The sequence below is a fragment of the Halomonas sp. genome (genome assembly GCF_052095765.1).
GTDB lineage: Bacteria > Pseudomonadota > Gammaproteobacteria > Pseudomonadales > Halomonadaceae > Halomonas.
Map to the genome: position 1 here is coordinate 1 of NZ_JBQDJZ010000062.1, position 17170 is coordinate 17170.

Below are 17170 nucleotides of genomic sequence, written 5' to 3' on the forward strand. Positions count from 1 at the left end.
TTTATGACATCACTGAGAGGAGTGCAAGCCCTTTGTAAAAAATCGTTATCAAAGCTCTAACTGACGCCACCCCATAGAAACACAAACGCCCGCGCAGGGCGGGCGTCAGGCGTAAGTATCTATGCCGCCTCAGCCGACAATGACGCGAGCATAGCGCTTTTTCCCGGCCTGGATGACATAGGCATGACCAGTGTCGAGCATGTGTTCACGGGCGACAACTTCGCCATCTACTTTCACCCGTCCATTACCCAGCATGTCTTTAGCCTGGGCGCTGTTGGTGACCAACCCCGCACGATTGAGTACCGCAGCAATGGGCGCCTGGCTCATGCCATCAAACACAACGCTAACTTCGGGCAGGTCTTCAGGCAGCTCGCCATCAGCCAGCTGGTTGCCTGCGGAACGGTGGGCGTTGGCGGCCGCCTCTTCGCCGTGATAACGCGCAATCAGCTCGCGGGCCAGCTCCATTTTCACGTCGCGCGGGTTAGCGCCGCCCTCAACGCTACGCTTTAAGGCATCAATCTCTTCATTACCTTTGAGCGACAGCAACTCAAAGTAGCGCCACATCATACTGTCTGGCAACGAGACCAACTTATTGAACATGCTGCCCGGCGCCTCATCAACACCGACGTAGTTGCCCAATGACTTGGACATCTTCTGCACGCCGTCAAGCCCTTCCAGCAGCGGCATGGTGATCACCACCTGGGACTCCATGCCATATTGCTTCTGGATCTCGCGCCCCATCAGCAGGTTAAACTTCTGATCCGTACCACCAAGCTCAATATCAGCTTCCAGTGCCACAGAGTCGTAGCCCTGAACCAGCGGGTAAAGAAACTCATGGATAGAAATTGGCTGATTGGCTGAATAGCGCTTTTCGAAATCGTCCCGCTCCAACATGCGTGCCACGGTGCTCTTGCCGGCCAGCTCAATCATGTCGGCAGCGCTCATCTCAGAGAACCAGTCGGCGTTGAAGCGTACTTCAGTTAGCTCCGGGTCGAGAATCTTGAACACCTGCTCCTTATAGGTCTCAGCGTTGTGCCTGACCTCTTCTTCGCTGAGCGGCTTGCGCGTCACGTTCTTGCCGGAGGGATCGCCAATGCGACCCGTGAAGTCACCAATCAGAAAGATGATTTGGTGGCCGAGATCCTGGAACTGCCGCATCTTGGTCAGCAACACACTGTGACCGAGGTGCAGATCCGGCGCAGTGGGGTCAAAGCCTGCCTTGATGCGCAGCTTGCGGCCAGAAGCCAGCTTCTTTTCCAGCTCGTCTTCCAGCAGAATCTCGTGGGTACCACGCTTGAGCAACGCAAGTGCGTCAGCAACGTCGGACATTCTCTCCTCTCCACAGTTGGTGGGACACCCCGGCAGGCATCCATCGCCGGATATTCAGCTTAGAATGTTATCATGCTGCTCCGCCTTGGTTGAGCCTTTCAGGAGATTCCTCATGTCGCTATTCATTGGCCTGATGTCAGGCACCAGCCTGGATGCCGTGGATGCGGCGCTGATCCGTGTTCATGCAGACGGAACGCCAGAGCTGATTGCCAGCCACGGTGAGACGCTACCTGATGCGTTGCGCGCGGCTCTTCACCAGCTATGTCACGCGGACCATGTGCGCTTCGCCGAGCTGGCAAGTGCGGAAGGTGCGTTCTGCCGTTTGCAAGCAACCACGGTGAAACGACTACTGGAGAAGGCCCAGACCGCGCCACACGAAGTACGCGCTATTGGCAGCCACGGCCAGACCATTGAGCACGCGCCGCAAGGCTATGGCGGCGGGCCCGCCTATACGCTGCAGATGGATAACCCGAGCCTGCTGGCCGAGCTAACGGGCTGCTGTGTGGTCGGCGACTTCCGCCGCCGCGATTTGGCTGCCGGTGGCCAGGCCGCGCCACTGGCACCTGCCTTTCACGCTGCGCTGTTCCGCCATCCTGAACAGTGGCGCTTGGTACTGAATCTGGGCGGCTTTGCCAACCTGACCGTGCTGCCGCCGACTACAGACTCCCGCCAGCCGCTAGGCTTTGATACCGGCCCGGCTAATGCGTTGATGGATGCGTGGGTCGACCAGCACTTGGGGGAGCCTTATGACAGAGACGGCGCCTGGGCAGCATCGGGTAAGGTGGATGAAGCGCTGCTGGCACGCTGTCTGGCCGATCCATTTTTCAGCCAGCCGCCGCCACGCAGCACCGGGCGGGAGTACTTCCATCTTGACTGGCTGAATCAGCACCTGAGTGGCGATGAGCGCGCGCAGGACGTTCAGGCCACGCTGTCAGCGCTGACTGCTGCTAGTGTCGCGGACGGTATCAAGCTCGCCATGCAGACATACGCTGCGCCAACCCCCGCAGCACTCTTTGCCTGTGGCGGCGGCGCTTCCAATGCCAACCTAATGGCAAGACTCGCGCACCATATACCGGGCACCGAGGTTCACGATACGGCCAGCCTGGGCTGGTCGGCAGACTGGTTAGAGGCTGCCGCCTTTGCTTGGCTGGCATGGCGACGCTTAGAGCACCTGCCGGGCAACCTTCCGTCAGTGACTGGCGCACTGGGGCCGCGTGTACTGGGTGGTGTTTACTCAGCCTGAGAAAACATCACCCCTTGCCTGGGCCTTAGCTTCGTCACGCGCTACGAGCTGACTAGCCACCAGCTGAGCCAGCGCATCGTCAAGGGTCTGCATACCCAGGCTGCCACCCGTCTGCATGGCCGAGTAGATCTGAGCCGTCTTACCCTCGCGGATCAGGTTGCGTACTGCGTGGGTAGCGACCAACACCTCGTGAGCCGCCACACGGCCCGAGTCCTGCCGCTTGAGCAGGGTCTGGGCAATAACCACCTGCAGTGACTCGGAGAGCATGGCACGCACCATGGCTTTTTCATCGCCGGGAAACACATCAATGATGCGCTCGATGGTTCTGGCAGCCGAGCTGGTATGCAGCGTGCCAAACACCAGATGGCCAGTTTCGGCGGCAGTCAGCGCCAGCCGGATGGTTTCCAGGTCACGCAGCTCACCCACCATGATCACGTCAGGATCCTCGCGCAAAGCGCTACGCAATGCAGCGGCGAAACTCCGCGTGTGACGGTGCACTTCCCGTTGATTAACCAGACAGCTGTTGCTCTGATGAACGATTTCTATCGGATCCTCAAGGGTAAGAATATGTGCGCAGCGGTTAACGTTGATGTGGTTGATCATGGCGGCAAGGGTTGTCGTCTTGCCTGACCCCGTAGGCCCCGTGACCAGCACCAGGCCGCGCGGCAGCATAGCGGCTTTCATGAACACGTCACCCAGCCCCAGACCGTCCAAGCTAGGCGCTTCACCGGGCAGGGTGCGAAACACTGCGCCAGCACCGCGGGCCTGATGGAATGCGTTGACGCGAAAGCGTCCTACGCCGGGAAGCTCGAAGGAAAAGTCGCTTTCCAGCTGCTCGCTGAAGTTGCGCTGCTGTTCCTCGGCCATTATCTGCCCCACCAGCTTCCGCACCTCGTCATCGCTCATGGCCGACGCACTTAGCCGACGCAGGTCTCCATCGACACGAATCATCGGCGGCACGCCGGCCGACAGATGTAGGTCAGATGCGTTCTGTTTTGCCGAGAATGCCAGCAATTCGGTAATATCCATGTGCTCTCCCTGCTCCCTGCAATGGAGCCTTCCTTTTTATATGGTAGATATACGGCAGGCCGCACCCATGACGGATACTAATATCCAGCAATCTCTCGCTGTCACACGTCGTCGCCTTGATGCGGCATTGGCGGCAGCCGGGCGCGCCCCTCAAAGCGCTCGACTGCTTGCGGTCAGCAAGACCAAGCCTGCCAGCATAATTCGCGAAGCCTGGCAGCACGGTCAGCGTGAGTTCGGTGAAAACTATGTCCAGGAAGCACTAGGCAAGCAGACCGAGCTTGCTGACCTCGCCGACATCACCTGGCACTTCATCGGGCCGCTGCAGTCCAACAAAAGCCGTGAGGTTGCCGAACACTTCGACTGGATACATAGCGTAGACCGTATCCGGCTAGCACGACGTCTGGACAATCAACGCCCGGACTCACTGGACCCGCTGAATGTGTGCATCCAGGTCAATGTCAGCAATGAGGACAGTAAATCCGGCGTTTCGCTAGATGTACTGACGCCTCTGGCGGAACAGATACTGGCGCTGCCGCGACTGAGGCTGCGCGGATTGATGGCGATTCCTGCTCCGGCTGATACCCTGAATGCCCAGCGCCAGCCGCTGGCAAAGTTGCGTGAGGCCCTGGAAAAGCTCAAGGAACACTTTCCCGACGCACCACTTGATACCCTGTCCATGGGAATGAGCAGCGATATGGAAGCGGCTGTTCTTGAGGGTTCGACCCTGGTCCGAGTGGGCACTGCCATCTTCGGCGCACGCGACTCACACGACAACGACAGCGACGAATCAAAATGATACGTATACTGGCAGACCGCTTGATAGCGGCCTGCAGGATCTGAACAGGACACCACCATGGCGAGCCACATCACTTTTATTGGCGCAGGCAACATGGCGTCGGCCATCATCGAGGGGCTGCTTAACAGCGGGCACGATGCCGACGCACTGACCGCTACTGCAACCAGCGACGACACGCTGTCTCCACTGCGCAGCAGGCTGGGCATCAACACTACGACCGATAACGTCGAGGCCCTCGCCCAAAGCGACGTTGTTGTGCTGGCCGTCAAGCCGCAGATCATGCACCAGGTCTGCGAGGAAATCCGCGATGCGATCCAGTCCCGCAACCCATTGATCATCTCAGTAGCCGCAGGCCTGACAGTGGACACCTTGGAGCGTTGGCTTGGCGGCGACTTGGCTGTGATACGCTGCATGCCAAATACGCCATCCCTACTGGGTGTCGGTGCATCAGGCCTGTATGCCAATAGCCGCGCCAGCAGCAAACAGCGCCAGCTTACCGAAGAGCTGCTGAACGCGGTCGGTATTGTCGAATGGGTTGAAGAAGAGCAACTGCTTGACGTCGTTACCGCAGTATCAGGCAGTGCGCCGGCCTACTTTTTCCTGATGTTTGAGGCTATGGAGGAGGCAGCCGTAGCGCGTGGACTGCCCGCCGAGACAGCCCGACGGCTTGCCATACAGGCGGCATTGGGCGCGGCAACAATGGCTATGGCCAGCGACAAGCTGCCCAGCGAGCTCAAGCGCGATGTCATGTCGCCCGGCGGCACTACCGAGCGCGCCATTCAGCGCCTGGAAAGCGGCGGGCTCCGTCAGCTGTTACAGGATGCCATGGGCGACTGCGCCAACCGAGCAGGCGAGATGGCCAAGCAGTTCAGCACGCGCTAAGGGCACATCACCAGCATTTTTTATCACGCACCACTTTTATCACAAATATTCTGGAGAAGCCCGATGGGCAGTAACTTTGCTGGCGCAAGCCTTCTGCTAGTCAACACCGCCGTCAACTTCTATCTGCTGCTGCTGATGCTGCGCTTTTTGCTGCAGGCATCCCGGGCCGATTACTTCAACCCCATCAGCCAGTCGGTGGTCAAGATAACCCAGCCAGTGGTAAGGCCGTTTCAGGGGTTTCTGAAGCCGCTGATGGGACGCTTCGATCTCGCGACTCTGGTCAGTGCGCTGCTGATCAAGATGATCGTTATCATAGCGATCCTGGTGATATCGGGCTTCGGCATGCCACCAGTGACACAGCTGTTGATTGCTGCCATCGCCACTCTGGCCAGCACCATTCTCAAGATCTATTTCTTTGCCCTGATTGCCATGATCATCCTCAGCTGGGTGGCCCCCCAGTCTGGCCACCCCGCAGCGATGCTGGTCATGCAGCTGGTACGGCCAATCATGACCCCTGTCCAGCGTGTGATACCGCCGCTAGGCATGATTGACCTGTCACCCATCGTCGTCTTTATCGCTATCAACCTGATCGACAGTATTGTGGTCGGCCGACTGATCAGGGCCTCCGGGGCACTGGCTGCACTGGTGGGCTTCTGAATCCTATGGCTAACAACATCACTCGTGCCGATACAGCAGCGTTTCCCGAGGACTCGGTCGGACTGATCAGTCCCCAGACGCTGTACTTCGACACGCCACTGCCACTGGTCTGCGGCAAGACGCTGCCAGCCTACAACCTGATCTTTGAGACCTACGGCACGCTCAACGCCGAGCGCAGTAATGCTGTGCTGATCTGCCACGCCCTTTCTGGCCATCACCACGCGGCTGGCTACCACTCAGCGGACGACAAGAAGCCCGGCTGGTGGGATGCCCACATCGGGCCCGGCAAATCTATCGACACCAATCGCTTCTTTGTGGTCTCGCTGAATAACCTCGGCGGCTGCCACGGCAGCACTGGCCCCAACACCATCAACCCGGAAACCAGTAAGCTCTGGGGGCCTGATTTTCCTATGGTGACAGTCCAGGACTGGGTACATAGCCAGGCACGCCTGGCTGACCGACTGGGCATTGAACGCTTCGCTGCCGTCATCGGCGGCAGTCTTGGCGGCATGCAGGCAATCCAATGGACGCTGAGCTATCCAGAGCGCGTGGCTCATGCCGGTGTCATTGCCGCCACGCCCAAGCTGTCAGCCCAGAACATTGCCTTCAACGAAGTGGCACGGCAGGCGATCCGCTCCGACCCGGATTTTCATGAGGGTCATTACAGCGATCACGGCGCTCTGCCCCGGCGTGGCCTGAAGCTGGCACGCATGGTGGGACACATCACCTACCTGTCGGAAGGCGCCATGGGCAGCAAGTTTGGCCGCGACATGCGTGGTGATCAGAACTTCAACTTTGATTACGACGTGGAGTTCCAGGTCGAGTCCTATCTGCGCTATCAGGGCGATAGCTTCTCAAGCTCGTTTGATGCCCACACCTATTTGCTGATGACCAAAGCACTGGACTACTTTGACCCAGCCTCGCGCCACGACGGCGATCTGGCCAAGGCCCTAGCTCCTGCCCAGTGCCCTTTTTTGGTAGTCAGCTTCAGCACCGACTGGCGCTTTCCGCCGTCGCGCTCCAAAGAGCTGGTCAACGCCTTGATCCGTGCCGACAAGGCAGTCAGCTACGTCAATATTGACTCGACCCATGGCCACGACGCCTTCCTGATGCTCGACCCCCGCTACCAGGATGTGTTCGCGGCCTACATGGACCGAGTCGCTAAAACACTGGGCCTGGGAGACCGCTCGTGATGCGCGCTGACCTCACCGTGATCTACAACTGGATTCCCGACCAAGCCCGCGTTCTCGATCTGGGCTGCGGCGACGGAACCCTGCTCGATGCCCTGGCACGCGACAAAAACGTGACCGGCTATGGGCTGGAAATCGACTCTGACGGCATCACTGCCTGTCTAGCGCGCGGAGTTAACGTCATTGAGCAAAACCTCGACGATGGCCTGGCCAACTTTGACGACAATTCCTGCGACCTGGTGGTAATGACCCAGGCGCTTCAAGCGCTGCGTCGACCCGACCTGATGCTGGACGAAATGTTCAGAGTGGCGAAAGAGGGCATCATCACTTTTCCCAACTTTGCCTACTGGCGCCACCGCGTACACTTGGGGATACGCGGCTACATGCCGGTCTCCAAATCGCTACCCCACGCCTGGTACGACACGCCCAACATCCATCTATCGACCTTCAACGACTTCGAGCACCTGTGCTGTGAAAAGAACCTGAAAATCATTGACCGGGCGGTAGGTGTGGGCGGACACAAGGGCAACCGCCTATCCCGGCGTTGGCCCAACCTATTTGGCGAAATTGCGATCTTCCGCGTTGCCCGCCAGAGCTGAGCGAAGGTTGTTTTACCGCCCTGGCTCGGCGCGGGATGCTTCGCGGTATACTTGATACAGCACCCTGACGGAGCACACTTGTGCCTTCAGTCATAGCCGATCATACCCACACGAACAACGCGGGAAGATACCCCATGGTGACAATGACACGCACTTTTTTCAGCAGACTGATTGCCCTGGCGCTGATATTGCTCAGCTCATTAGCGATGGCTGAGCAATATCAGCAGTTTGGTGACTACCAGGTGCATTACAGCGCGGTTAACACCAGTTTTCTCACCCCCGAGGTAGCCGCCGCCTCAGGCATTACCCGCAGCCGCGCCACCGGGTTTCTCAATGTGAGCGTGCTGCAAGCACAGCCTGATGGCTCCTTCAAGGCGGTCAATGCACCGGTGGATGGCAGCATCAAGGGGCTGTCTGGCCAAGACCTGCCGCTGTCGTTTCGCACCCTGCGCGATGGCGACAGCATCTATCGTCTCGCCACCTTCGGCATTCAGGACGGAGAAGCCATGCGCTTCACGCTCAACGTCGGCCTAGAGCGCGATGAGCCACCGGTAGCAATCAACTTCATGCAACGGCTTTACGTCGACCCCTGAAGTGATATAGCGGGCTCAAAGCAGCGGTCCAGCATCACCGGCAGCGCCCGGCCAAGACTCACCGCTGTCGGATGGACGTCGTCATGCCAATCAAAATGGCAGGCTCGTGCCAACACCTCCACGCCCAAGGCTTCGGCCTGTCGTAGCGCCTTGGCGTAGGCCGGATCCAGGTGGGTCGCCGGAGCCACCGAATCAATCCCTTCATGGGCCACGCAGAACAGCAGCACCGCACGGTGGCCCTCGCCGGCCAGCGCCATCAACACCTCCAGATGACGCCGCCCACGCTCGCTCACGGCATCAGGAAAATAGCCGTGCCCATCACTCTCGCGCAGCGTGACCTGCTTGACTTCGACATAGGCCAGACGGCCTTCGGTATCCCTCAGACAGAAGTCCAGCCGCCCACCATCTACCGCCACCTCACGGCGCAGCTGCCCAAAGCCCGATAGCTCCTCCACAAGCCCGGCTGCCAGCGCCTCCTCGACAATGCGGTTGGCTCGCCCAGTGTGTACCGATGCCAGCGCCATATCGCCGCCTGGCTGGGTCAGTTCGATCAGCTCCCAGGTCCAGGCCAGCTTGCGCCTCGGGTTGTCACTGGGTGATAGCCACACCCGGCTGCCCGGCATGTTCACAGCACGCATACTGCCGGTATTGGGGCAATGGGCCACCACCTCACGACCGTCGTCGAGGCGCACATCGGCGAGAAAGCGTTTATAGCGGCGCAGCAGCACACCGGCCACCAGGGCGGGATAGTCCATTACGCCTCCCCCTGACACACCGGATCATGACGCTCAAGAAAACGACCCAGCCGTGCCACGGCCTCCTCAAGGCGCGCCACCCCAGTGGTAAAGGCAATCCGCACATGGTACTCGCCACCCTGTAGCGCAAAGTCGGTGCCCGGTGTAATGGCGACGTTCTCCTCCTCCAACAGCTGGCGGCAAAAGGCTTCGCTGTCAGAGCTATAGCGGGAAATATCCAGCCACAGATAAAAAGCACCCTGAGGCGGCAGGTCAGGTGCTAAGCCAAGCGGCGCGAGACCGGTGATCAGCGCATCACGGCGGCGTTGCATTTCCTGGCGGCGCCTTTCCAGCTCAGCCATGCAGTTCGGCGTAAAGGCTGCCAGCGCAGCGTGCTGGGCCAGAGTCGATGAGGCCAGAAAAACGTTCTGTGCCAGCCGCGTCAACGGTTCCACGGCGGCCTTCGGCGCTACCAACCAGCCCAGTCGCCAGCCGGTCATTCCGAAATACTTGGAGAAACTATTGACCACAAAAGCATCAGGCGCCACTGAAGCGACAGATACCGGCGGCATGTCGTAACACAGTCCCTGATAGATCTCGTCAACCAGCAAGTAGCCATTCCGGTTGGCAACTTCTTCAGCCACCCCGCGCAACTGCGCCTCGCTCAGCATATGGCCGGTAGGGTTGGACGGCGTTGCCAACATGGCCAGCCGCGTTTTCTCCTGCCAGTGACTGGCAATCAGCTCCTGCGTCAACTGCCAGCCGCTACCGGCAGACACCGGCACGGCATCCACCGTCGCACCTGCCAGCGCCATGAAGTGACGATTGCACGGATAGGTGGGGTCAGCCATCACAACACGGTCACCACTCTCGACCAGTAGCTGGCTGGCCAACAGCAGGGCACCGGATGCACCTGGCGTCACCAGTATCCGCTGCGGATCAATATTGATACCCAGGGTGTCCGCATAGTGCACCGCGATCGCTTCACGCAGTGCCGGCAGCCCCGCCGCCGGGGTATAGCGGGTGCGCCCTTCCGCCAATGCGCGCTGACCTGCCTCGATGATCGGCATCGGCGTAGGAAAGTCCGGCTCACCGATCTCTAGGTGAATCACATCATGCCCCGCCGCCTCTCTGGCCTGGGCGGCTTCCAGAAGCCCCATGACACGAAATGCAGCCACCTCATGAATACGTGAATTCCAGGGCATTACGGTCTCCTTTGTTCATAATACGTGGCCTGCGGATTCGCCCAGTGCATAGCCTGAGAGCTCTGCTGCTCCGGTTGTCGCTCTGAGTGTCGCTCACGCGGTCACCGAAGTGATACTTTGGACGCATATTTACGCTATTTTTGGCAAGAAAGTTGCAAAGCCTGCCTTTTTTAGCTAAATAAGCACACCTTTGGCGTGACATGTCCCCATCATATGACGGACATTGGTCAGCAATCATTTAACGTAGCGAGGCCGTCAAATGCCAGTCACTGAAACTAAAACGGATGCGCCCCGTAAGTTCGTACCTTACGAACCAGCGAAGGGTGAAGAGTACATGAACGAGCAGCAGCTCGAGCACTTCCGTGAGATCCTGCTGGTATGGAAGCAGGAGCTGATGGAAGAAGTCGACCGCACCGTTCGCCATCTTCAGGAAGACGCGAGCAACAACTACGCCGATCCCGCCGACCGTGCTACTCAGGAAGAAGGCTTCAGCCTGGAATTGCGCACCCGTGACCGTGAGCGCAAGCTGCTCAAGAAAATTCACGAGACCATCGACAAGATCAACGAAGACGATTACGGCTTCTGCGAGGCCTGTGGCGTTGAGATCGGTATTCGTCGGCTGGAGGCACGGCCCACGGCGACGCTGTGCGTCGACTGCAAGACCCTGGCCGAACTCAAGGAAAAACAGCTCGGCGGCTAAACCTCTGTGCCCCGGCTTTGTGTCACCCAACCGACGACGGGAAGCCATTCGCTACCCGTCGCTGGCTAACGCCATCCGTCGCCACCAGCCCGGAGTCGACAATGAGCGCCTACCGCGGTCGCTTCGCCCCCACACCTTCTGGGCCGCTACATTTCGGCTCCCTAACCGCGGCACTGGCCAGCTTTCTCGATGCGCGCCAGGCAGGTGGCCACTGGGCGCTGCGCATTGAAGATATCGACCCGCCACGTTGCTCACCGGAAAACACCGACATCATCAAGCGCCAACTTACCGCCTTTGGCTTATGCTGGGACGGGCCGGTGCGCTACCAGCACGATCGCCACGCTGCCTATCAGCAGGCACTGAATCGCCTGATCGATGCTGGCCTGGCATACCCCTGCAGCTGTTCGCGTCGCCAATGGCAAACCCATGCCATTTATCCCGGCTGGTGTCGTGATGCGGTGTGCGAGCCCGGCAAACCGGTGGCCTGGCGGCTACGCAGCGACCTTGGGCTCCGCCCGGTGATCTGGCAGGACCGGCGCCTCGGCACCTGCCGTTTCGACCCTGCCGAGCTCGGTGATAGCGTACTCAAACGCAAGGACGGGCCCTGGGCGTATCAACTGGCCGTGGTAGTCGATGACGCCGACCAAGGCATCAATCAGATAGTGCGTGGCGCCGACCTGTTGGACAACACCCCTTGGCAGCGCCAGTTACAGCACGCTCTAGACCTTCCTGTGCCGCACTACTTCCATTTACCGTTGATGCTTGGTGACGATGGCCACAAGCTGTCCAAGCAGAACCTGGCGCCGGCCCTGCCAGTCAGCGAGCAGCAGGCGCGCCCGCTGCTGTTCCAGGCACTCATCGCACTCGACCAGTTACCCCCGCACGAGCTCGCCAGCGCGTCGGTCGATGAACAGCTGAGCTGGGCCATCGCCCACTGGACGCCGGAGCGTCTGCGCTGCAATGATCGTATTGCCCCCTGAGGAGGTGCTGTGTACGTCTATCGCATCATGCTGCTGCTGGTCTTTTGCGGCTACCTGTTCTCTCCGCTGCTGATGAGCGGCTGGGGCAACCCTGACGTGGCCTGGTACCGTCCCTTTGCCATCTGGGCAGTGTTAATTGCGCTGACAGGGTGGCTTGCTTGGAAGCGTCGGCAAGACAACCTTCACCAGCGGCTCGGCCACCACGAGTCATCACCATGATCCCCGCCGGGCTCGCTGCCCTGGTCGGCCTGGGTGTCGGCTATCTGATGCTGCTGTTTGCTTGCGCTAGCGCCGTGGATCGCGGCTGGCTGCCGCGCCGCTTGGTGCGCCATCCAGCAACGCATATTCTTGCATTGGGCGTCTATGCCAGCGCCTGGGCGATTCACGGCAGCCTGGAGTTTGCCCATCGCAGTGGCTTTGGTTATCTGGCCTACTACCTGGGCGTGGCCGGCACCTTCCTACTCGCTCCGGTGCTGCTGATTCCTATCCAACGGCTGTCACTCACGTATCAGTTGGCTTCGCTAGCCGACCTGTTCACTTTCCGCTTCCGCTCACGCTGGGTGGGCACCCTGATCACGGTGATCAGCCTACTGGCGGTGCTGCCACTGCTAGCACTTCAGGTTCAGACCATGGGAACGTCGATCCACCGGCTGTCCGGCGTTGGCTCTGCCGATTGGTACTCACTGGGTTTCAGCGCCCTGATTGCACTCTTTGCTATGCTCTTCGGCGCACGGCACAATCACCTTAACGCCCGCCATGACGGCCTGCTGGCTGCCATCGCTCTGGAGTCGCTTGTCAAGCTGGCCGCCATGCTGGCCCTTGGCGCAATTGCACTTTTCGGCATCTTTGATGGACCGGCAGACCTGCAGGCCTGGCTGAGCGGCCCCGGCCAGCAGGCGCAACAACTGAGCGAACCGTTGAACGCCAGCCAGTGGCGCACGTTGCTATTGCTATTTTTTGCCGCTGCCCTGCTCATGCCACACATGTTTCACATCACCTTTGCTGAAACACTCAGCCGGCGCACTCTGCTCAAGGCCGGCTGGGGGTTGCCGCTGTATCTGCTGCTGATCGCCTTGCCGGTTCCGCTGATTCTGTGGGGCGCCCAACGCCGAGGTATTGACGTCGGAGCAAACAACGTTGCTTACCTGGCCTTTGATCTTTCTCACAACTGGTGGACAGATGCGCTGGCCTTCATGGCTGGGCTGGCCGCCACCAGCGGCACCCTGATCATTCTGTCGCTGGCACTCTCAGGCATGATCCTCAACCATCTGGTGCTCGTCGCCCGCTCCCCCCTTGACCGTCCCAACCTATACCGCTGGCTGCGCTGGCTGCGACGCGGCCTGATAGCTGGTGTGGTAGCTGCCGGCTGGCTGTTTCACCGGCTGGTCGGCATCGATCACGACCTGTCATCGCTCGGGCTTTCTGCCTTTGTGGGTATAGCGCAATGCCTGCCGGGGCTATTGGCGCTGCTCTACTGGCCGGGCGCCAATCGTACCGGCATGGTTAGCGGCCTGTGCATAGGGCTGGCTATCTGGTTACTGGGCCTGTGGCTGCCACTGTTTGGTATCGACCAGCCGCTGGCACTGCTGATGCCTGAGGGCCTGGCTTCCTATCCGTCGTGGTACCTGATCGCCCTAGCATCGCTAAGTGCCAATACCCTGGCACTGATTCTGGTTTCCCTGACCACCCCGACCTCCACTGGCGAACGTGCCGCCGCCGAGGCCTGCTCGGTAGATGCCGTGGTACGCCCCATACGCCTGCCGCTAGTGGCTGCCGATGCAGCCGAGATCACTCATCAGCTGAGCCATGCACTGGGTGAGTCAGTCGCCCGGCGCGAAGTCAAGCGCGCCCAGCAAGCACTGGGGCAGTCACCGCTTGAAGCCCGTCCCTATGCGCTGCGCCGGTTGCGTGATCGCATTCAGGCCAATCTGTCCGGACTCATGGGTCCAGCCGTCGCCCAGGATATTGTGGATCGCTGGGTGCCTTACCGCCAGATTGGCCAACAGGCGACGGAGGACATCCACTTTGTCGAACGCCGGCTGGAGGGGCGCAGCACCCGGCTTACCGGCCTCCCTCGTGAGCTCAATGAGCTGCGCCGCCATCACCGGCGCACCCTGCTGCGGCTCCCTGTTGGGCTATGTGTGTTCGGCAGCGACGGTGAGCTACTGATGTGGAACGACGCGCTGGCCAGGTTTTCCGGCATCGACGCGGACACCGTGGTCGGCGCACACCGCAACTGCTTGCCCGCACCATGGAGCGACCTCTTCCAGCGCTTGCTATCAGAGCCCGGCAGCAAGCTCTACAAACAGCCGGTACAAATAGCCGAGGGCATCCGATACCTGGGCCTGCGTCACTCCTCACCTCACCCACGGGAGCGCAACGGCAGCACCGTCATCCTGGTTGAAGACCAGAGCGAAATGAAATGGCTGGAAGACGAACTAGTGCACTCCGCCCGGCTGGCCTCGATTGGCCAGCTGGCCGCGGGAGTAGCCCACGAGATCGGCAATCCGATCACCGGCATTTCTTCGCTGGCCCAAAATCTTCACTATGACACCGACAACCCCGAGCTGCTGGAAACAGCCCGCCAGATTCAGGAGCTCACCACTCGCATCTCGACCATTGTTTCCTCTCTGGTGAGCTTCGCGCATGGCGGGCGCCAGGCTATCGATGCTGAAATGATGCCGGTCTCCATCGCCCGGGTTACTAACCAGGCATTACACTTGATCCAGCTCACTCGCTCAGGCGATGATATTTGCTTTGATAATCGCTGCTTACCAACGTTTGAAGTGATTGGAGACGAGCAGCGCCTGCAGCAGGTGATGGTCAATCTGCTAAGCAATGCCAGAGACGCCAGCGCCAGTGGTGATACCATCATCATCGACGCCCAGATGGAACACGGCACAGCGCATGACACCGATAACGCCAGGCTGCGCATCAGCGTCACCGACAGCGGCGAGGGCATTGACCCGGCAATCCGCGACCGGCTGTTTGAACCCTTTACTACCACCAAGGCGCCGGGCAGCGGCACGGGACTCGGGCTGCCGCTGGTCTACAGCATCATTACCGAGCATAACGGGCAGATTAACATCGAGTCACCGCCAGCAGGCCAGAAACAGGGCACACGCATTGTATTGTGGCTTCCCGCTTACCATGAGCGACCTCCTGTGAACAATGCTTCGTAAATCAGGCGCCATGAAAACCCAGATACCCGCACACAGAGACAAGAGTTGCCGATGAGTCGCATCCTGATCGTTGAAGATGAAGCCATTATTCGCAACGCGCTCAAGCGGCTGCTCGAGCATCACAACCACCAGGTCAGCGAGGCGGGCTCAGTGGAAGAGGCCCGCAAGCTCGGCCCGGACGGCTTCGATCTGGTACTCAGCGATCTGCGACTGCCCGGGGAACCCGGCACTGAGATGATTGCCCTGGCAGAGCCAGCGCCAGTGCTGATCATGACCAGTTACGCCAGCATGCGTTCAGCAGTGGATGCGCTCAAGCTCGGGGCTGTGGATTATATCGCCAAACCCTTCGATCATGACGAGCTCCTCGAGACAGTGGAGCGTCTGCTCCACAAACGCACATTAAGCCAGGGCGAAACACCAGAGATTGCCAACGCCGACAATCAGCGCCAAGCCATGATCGGCAGCTGCACCGCCATGCAAGTAGTCTATAACCGTATTCACAAGACAGCGCCGACCGATGTCACCGTGCTGATTCTTGGCGAGTCAGGCACCGGCAAGGAGCTAGTGGCGCGCGCAATCCACCAGCAGAGCCATCGCGCTCATCAACCACTGATCAGCGTCAACTGCGCGGCGATCCCCGAAACCCTGATCGAGTCAGAGCTGTTCGGCCATGAAAAAGGGGCTTTCACCGGTGCCTCGGCGGCGCGTACCGGACTGGTTGAGGCCGCCGACGGCGGTACGCTGTTTCTTGATGAAATCGGCGAGCTCCCGCTGGATGCCCAAGCTCGGCTTCTGCGGGTTCTGCAAGAAGGCGAGATCCGTCGGATCGGTTCAGTAGAGACCCGCCACGTCAACATCCGCCTGATCGCCGCCACCCATCGCGACCTTCATGCGATGTCAAAAACCGGCGAATTTCGCCTCGACCTCTACTATCGCCTGAATGTCATGCAGGTCGATCTGCCGGCATTACGGGATCGCGACGACGATATCCTGGAAATTGCTGACGCGTTGCTCAGCAGAGTCTGCCACCGCCATGAGCGTGAGGGCTTGCGGCTGACACAGGCCGCACGACGACTCATTCACGAATACCTCTGGCCTGGCAACGTGCGTGAACTTGAGAATGCGCTGGAGCGTGGCGTCATCCTCGCCGAAGGTCACCTGATTCACCCTGAAGACCTGGGGTTGGCTGCAGGCAGCGGACAGACCGCAAGGCGGCCCAGGCCAGCTGCTGAGACCGACAGTGTCGTAACCCCACCGGCAGGGCATGAAACAGATGACAGTGAAGGCGAGAACCTGTCTCTTGAGGACTACTTCCAGCACTTTGTACTAGAGCATCAGGACCGGATGAGCGAGACCGAGCTAGCCCAAAAGCTAGGTATCAGCCGCAAATCACTTTGGGAACGCCGCCAGCGCCTGGGCATACCACGCAAGAAGGCCTCTCGCCGCAGCAGCTCATGACGTGCAGATGTTACGCCAATGTTACCTTCCCACACATACAGCGCTTACAACGCAGGCATTTAAGGGTAACACTTGCAGCAACCAGCGGAGTCTCGGCCACGCGCAACCACCTTAAGTAATTGATATAAAACATATATAGTCAAATTGGCACACCAAGTGCAACATACTTGGTAAGAAAAATAATCCCGGCCGTCACTCGCGACACCAACAATAACAAGGTCGCTACAGAAGTGATGAGAGTCTGCCAGTAACAACAACAAGATCCGCGCAGACCTGTACGACGTGAGTGGATTCGCCAACAACAATAATAGCGTGAAGCCCACACTGTAGGCGTCGACCGAGCCATAACAACGACAACAGGCACGGACCCGGAGCGAGACACGATGCAGCTGAGCAGCCGACTACAAAAATAACTGGCGCTGGTGCAACCCCGGTGAACAACAACAAGACAACCGGGAAAGGTAATTACACCTTCGTGGATTTGGATTATTGTTTTGAATACGAGACGGTTGCCATACAGGTTATAGAACCTCAAAAACAACAAAACCACTTGCCTGAAAACAGTGGGTGACCGTGATACGTATTCAGGGCGA

At 59.5% G+C, this 17170-nt stretch carries 16 protein-coding genes; 12 read left to right on the top strand and 4 right to left on the bottom strand.

Features of this window, described 5'->3' with window-relative positions; all coding sequences use genetic code 11:
• Positions 1-129: 129 nt before the first annotated feature.
• Positions 130-1329: a tyrosine--tRNA ligase gene (tyrS, locus tag ACTH3D_RS08960; RefSeq protein ID WP_441666726.1), complete on the bottom strand. Its 1200-nt coding sequence runs from the start codon at positions 1327-1329 to the stop codon at positions 130-132.
• Positions 1330-1441: 112 nt separating this feature from the next.
• Here tyrS and ACTH3D_RS08965 point away from each other — a divergent pair, with 112 nt between their 5' ends.
• Entirely contained in the window at positions 1442-2572 is a 1131-nt protein-coding gene (locus ACTH3D_RS08965; RefSeq protein ID WP_441666727.1) for an anhydro-N-acetylmuramic acid kinase, read from the top strand.
• Here ACTH3D_RS08965 and ACTH3D_RS08970 read toward each other — a convergent pair.
• Positions 2564-3601: a type IV pilus twitching motility protein PilT gene (locus ACTH3D_RS08970; protein WP_441666728.1), complete on the bottom strand. Its 1038-nt coding sequence runs from the start codon at positions 3599-3601 to the stop codon at positions 2564-2566. The genes ACTH3D_RS08965 and ACTH3D_RS08970 overlap by 9 nt on opposite strands.
• Before the next feature lie 67 nt (positions 3602-3668).
• Here ACTH3D_RS08970 and ACTH3D_RS08975 point away from each other — a divergent pair, with 67 nt between their 5' ends.
• The 6 genes from ACTH3D_RS08975 to ACTH3D_RS09000 all read left to right on the top strand — a co-directional run bounded on the left by ACTH3D_RS08975 (position 3669) and on the right by ACTH3D_RS09000 (position 8318).
• Positions 3669-4397, top strand: a complete 729-nt coding sequence (locus ACTH3D_RS08975; RefSeq protein WP_441666729.1) for a YggS family pyridoxal phosphate-dependent enzyme — start codon at positions 3669-3671, stop codon at positions 4395-4397.
• A 57-nt stretch (positions 4398-4454) separates the two neighbouring features.
• Complete coding sequence (gene proC, locus ACTH3D_RS08980) at positions 4455-5279, top strand: pyrroline-5-carboxylate reductase (protein ID WP_441666730.1); 825 nt, start codon at positions 4455-4457, stop codon at positions 5277-5279.
• A 63-nt stretch (positions 5280-5342) separates the two neighbouring features.
• On the top strand, positions 5343-5936 hold the full coding sequence (locus tag ACTH3D_RS08985; protein ID WP_441666731.1) for a YggT family protein: 594 nt from the start codon (positions 5343-5345) through the stop codon (positions 5934-5936).
• A gap of 5 nt (positions 5937-5941) precedes the next feature.
• Positions 5942-7129 (top strand): homoserine O-succinyltransferase MetX, encoded by a 1188-nt coding sequence (gene metX / locus ACTH3D_RS08990; protein WP_441666732.1) that lies wholly within the window; start codon positions 5942-5944, stop codon positions 7127-7129.
• Positions 7129-7725, top strand: a complete 597-nt coding sequence (gene metW, locus ACTH3D_RS08995) for a methionine biosynthesis protein MetW (RefSeq protein WP_441666741.1) — start codon at positions 7129-7131, stop codon at positions 7723-7725. The genes metX and metW overlap by 1 nt, the downstream gene beginning before the upstream one ends.
• A gap of 134 nt (positions 7726-7859) precedes the next feature.
• Positions 7860-8318, top strand: a complete 459-nt coding sequence (locus ACTH3D_RS09000) for a DUF4426 domain-containing protein (RefSeq protein WP_441666733.1) — start codon at positions 7860-7862, stop codon at positions 8316-8318.
• On the opposite strand, the gene sfsA is transcribed toward ACTH3D_RS09000, so the two are convergent.
• Entirely contained in the window at positions 8303-9073 is a 771-nt protein-coding gene (gene sfsA, locus ACTH3D_RS09005) for a DNA/RNA nuclease SfsA (protein WP_441666734.1), read from the bottom strand. The two genes, ACTH3D_RS09000 and sfsA, sit on opposite strands and share 16 nt — an antisense overlap.
• Positions 9073-10257 carry an aminotransferase class I/II-fold pyridoxal phosphate-dependent enzyme gene (locus ACTH3D_RS09010; protein WP_441666735.1) on the bottom strand — a complete coding sequence of 395 codons (1185 nt, stop codon included), beginning with the start codon at positions 10255-10257 and terminating at the stop codon, positions 9073-9075. Before ACTH3D_RS09010 ends, sfsA begins: the two co-directional genes overlap by 1 nt.
• A 259-nt stretch (positions 10258-10516) precedes the next feature.
• Here ACTH3D_RS09010 and dksA point away from each other — a divergent pair, with 259 nt between their 5' ends.
• From dksA to ACTH3D_RS09035, 5 genes are all read left to right on the top strand, one after another.
• Positions 10517-10957 carry an RNA polymerase-binding protein DksA gene (gene dksA, locus ACTH3D_RS09015; RefSeq protein WP_441666736.1) on the top strand — a complete coding sequence of 147 codons (441 nt, stop codon included), beginning with the start codon at positions 10517-10519 and terminating at the stop codon, positions 10955-10957.
• A 101-nt stretch (positions 10958-11058) separates the two neighbouring features.
• A complete protein-coding gene (gluQRS, locus tag ACTH3D_RS09020) occupies positions 11059-11937 on the top strand; it encodes a tRNA glutamyl-Q(34) synthetase GluQRS (protein WP_441666737.1) in 879 nt (292 codons plus the stop codon).
• 9 nt (positions 11938-11946) lie between these two features.
• A complete protein-coding gene (locus tag ACTH3D_RS09025) occupies positions 11947-12156 on the top strand; it encodes a hypothetical protein (RefSeq protein WP_441666738.1) in 210 nt (69 codons plus the stop codon).
• Positions 12153-15119 carry an ATP-binding protein gene (locus tag ACTH3D_RS09030; protein ID WP_441666739.1) on the top strand — a complete coding sequence of 989 codons (2967 nt, stop codon included), beginning with the start codon at positions 12153-12155 and terminating at the stop codon, positions 15117-15119. The genes ACTH3D_RS09025 and ACTH3D_RS09030 overlap by 4 nt, the downstream gene beginning before the upstream one ends.
• A gap of 51 nt (positions 15120-15170) precedes the next feature.
• Positions 15171-16577, top strand: a complete 1407-nt coding sequence (locus tag ACTH3D_RS09035; protein ID WP_441666740.1) for a sigma-54-dependent transcriptional regulator — start codon at positions 15171-15173, stop codon at positions 16575-16577.
• Positions 16578-17170: the final 593 nt, after the last annotated feature.

What these genes read in the sequence shown, in the direction of transcription:
- tyrS (WP_441666726.1), bottom strand. Translation starts at nt 1,329, where the DNA reads ATGTCCGACGTTGCTGACGCACTTGCGTTGCTCAAGCGTGGTACCCAC.
- ACTH3D_RS08965 (WP_441666727.1), top strand. Translation starts at nt 1,442, where the DNA reads ATGTCGCTATTCATTGGCCTGATGTCAGGCACCAGCCTGGATGCCGTG.
- ACTH3D_RS08970 (WP_441666728.1), bottom strand. Translation starts at nt 3,601, where the DNA reads ATGGATATTACCGAATTGCTGGCATTCTCGGCAAAACAGAACGCATCT.
- ACTH3D_RS08975 (WP_441666729.1), top strand. Translation starts at nt 3,669, where the DNA reads ATGACGGATACTAATATCCAGCAATCTCTCGCTGTCACACGTCGTCGC.
- proC (WP_441666730.1), top strand. Translation starts at nt 4,455, where the DNA reads ATGGCGAGCCACATCACTTTTATTGGCGCAGGCAACATGGCGTCGGCC.
- ACTH3D_RS08985 (WP_441666731.1), top strand. Translation starts at nt 5,343, where the DNA reads ATGGGCAGTAACTTTGCTGGCGCAAGCCTTCTGCTAGTCAACACCGCC.
- metX (WP_441666732.1), top strand. Translation starts at nt 5,942, where the DNA reads ATGGCTAACAACATCACTCGTGCCGATACAGCAGCGTTTCCCGAGGAC.
- metW (WP_441666741.1), top strand. Translation starts at nt 7,129, where the DNA reads ATGCGCGCTGACCTCACCGTGATCTACAACTGGATTCCCGACCAAGCC.
- ACTH3D_RS09000 (WP_441666733.1), top strand. Translation starts at nt 7,860, where the DNA reads ATGGTGACAATGACACGCACTTTTTTCAGCAGACTGATTGCCCTGGCG.
- sfsA (WP_441666734.1), bottom strand. Translation starts at nt 9,073, where the DNA reads ATGGACTATCCCGCCCTGGTGGCCGGTGTGCTGCTGCGCCGCTATAAA.
- ACTH3D_RS09010 (WP_441666735.1), bottom strand. Translation starts at nt 10,257, where the DNA reads ATGCCCTGGAATTCACGTATTCATGAGGTGGCTGCATTTCGTGTCATG.
- dksA (WP_441666736.1), top strand. Translation starts at nt 10,517, where the DNA reads ATGCCAGTCACTGAAACTAAAACGGATGCGCCCCGTAAGTTCGTACCT.
- gluQRS (WP_441666737.1), top strand. Translation starts at nt 11,059, where the DNA reads ATGAGCGCCTACCGCGGTCGCTTCGCCCCCACACCTTCTGGGCCGCTA.
- ACTH3D_RS09030 (WP_441666739.1), top strand. Translation starts at nt 12,153, where the DNA reads ATGATCCCCGCCGGGCTCGCTGCCCTGGTCGGCCTGGGTGTCGGCTAT.
- ACTH3D_RS09035 (WP_441666740.1), top strand. Translation starts at nt 15,171, where the DNA reads ATGAGTCGCATCCTGATCGTTGAAGATGAAGCCATTATTCGCAACGCG.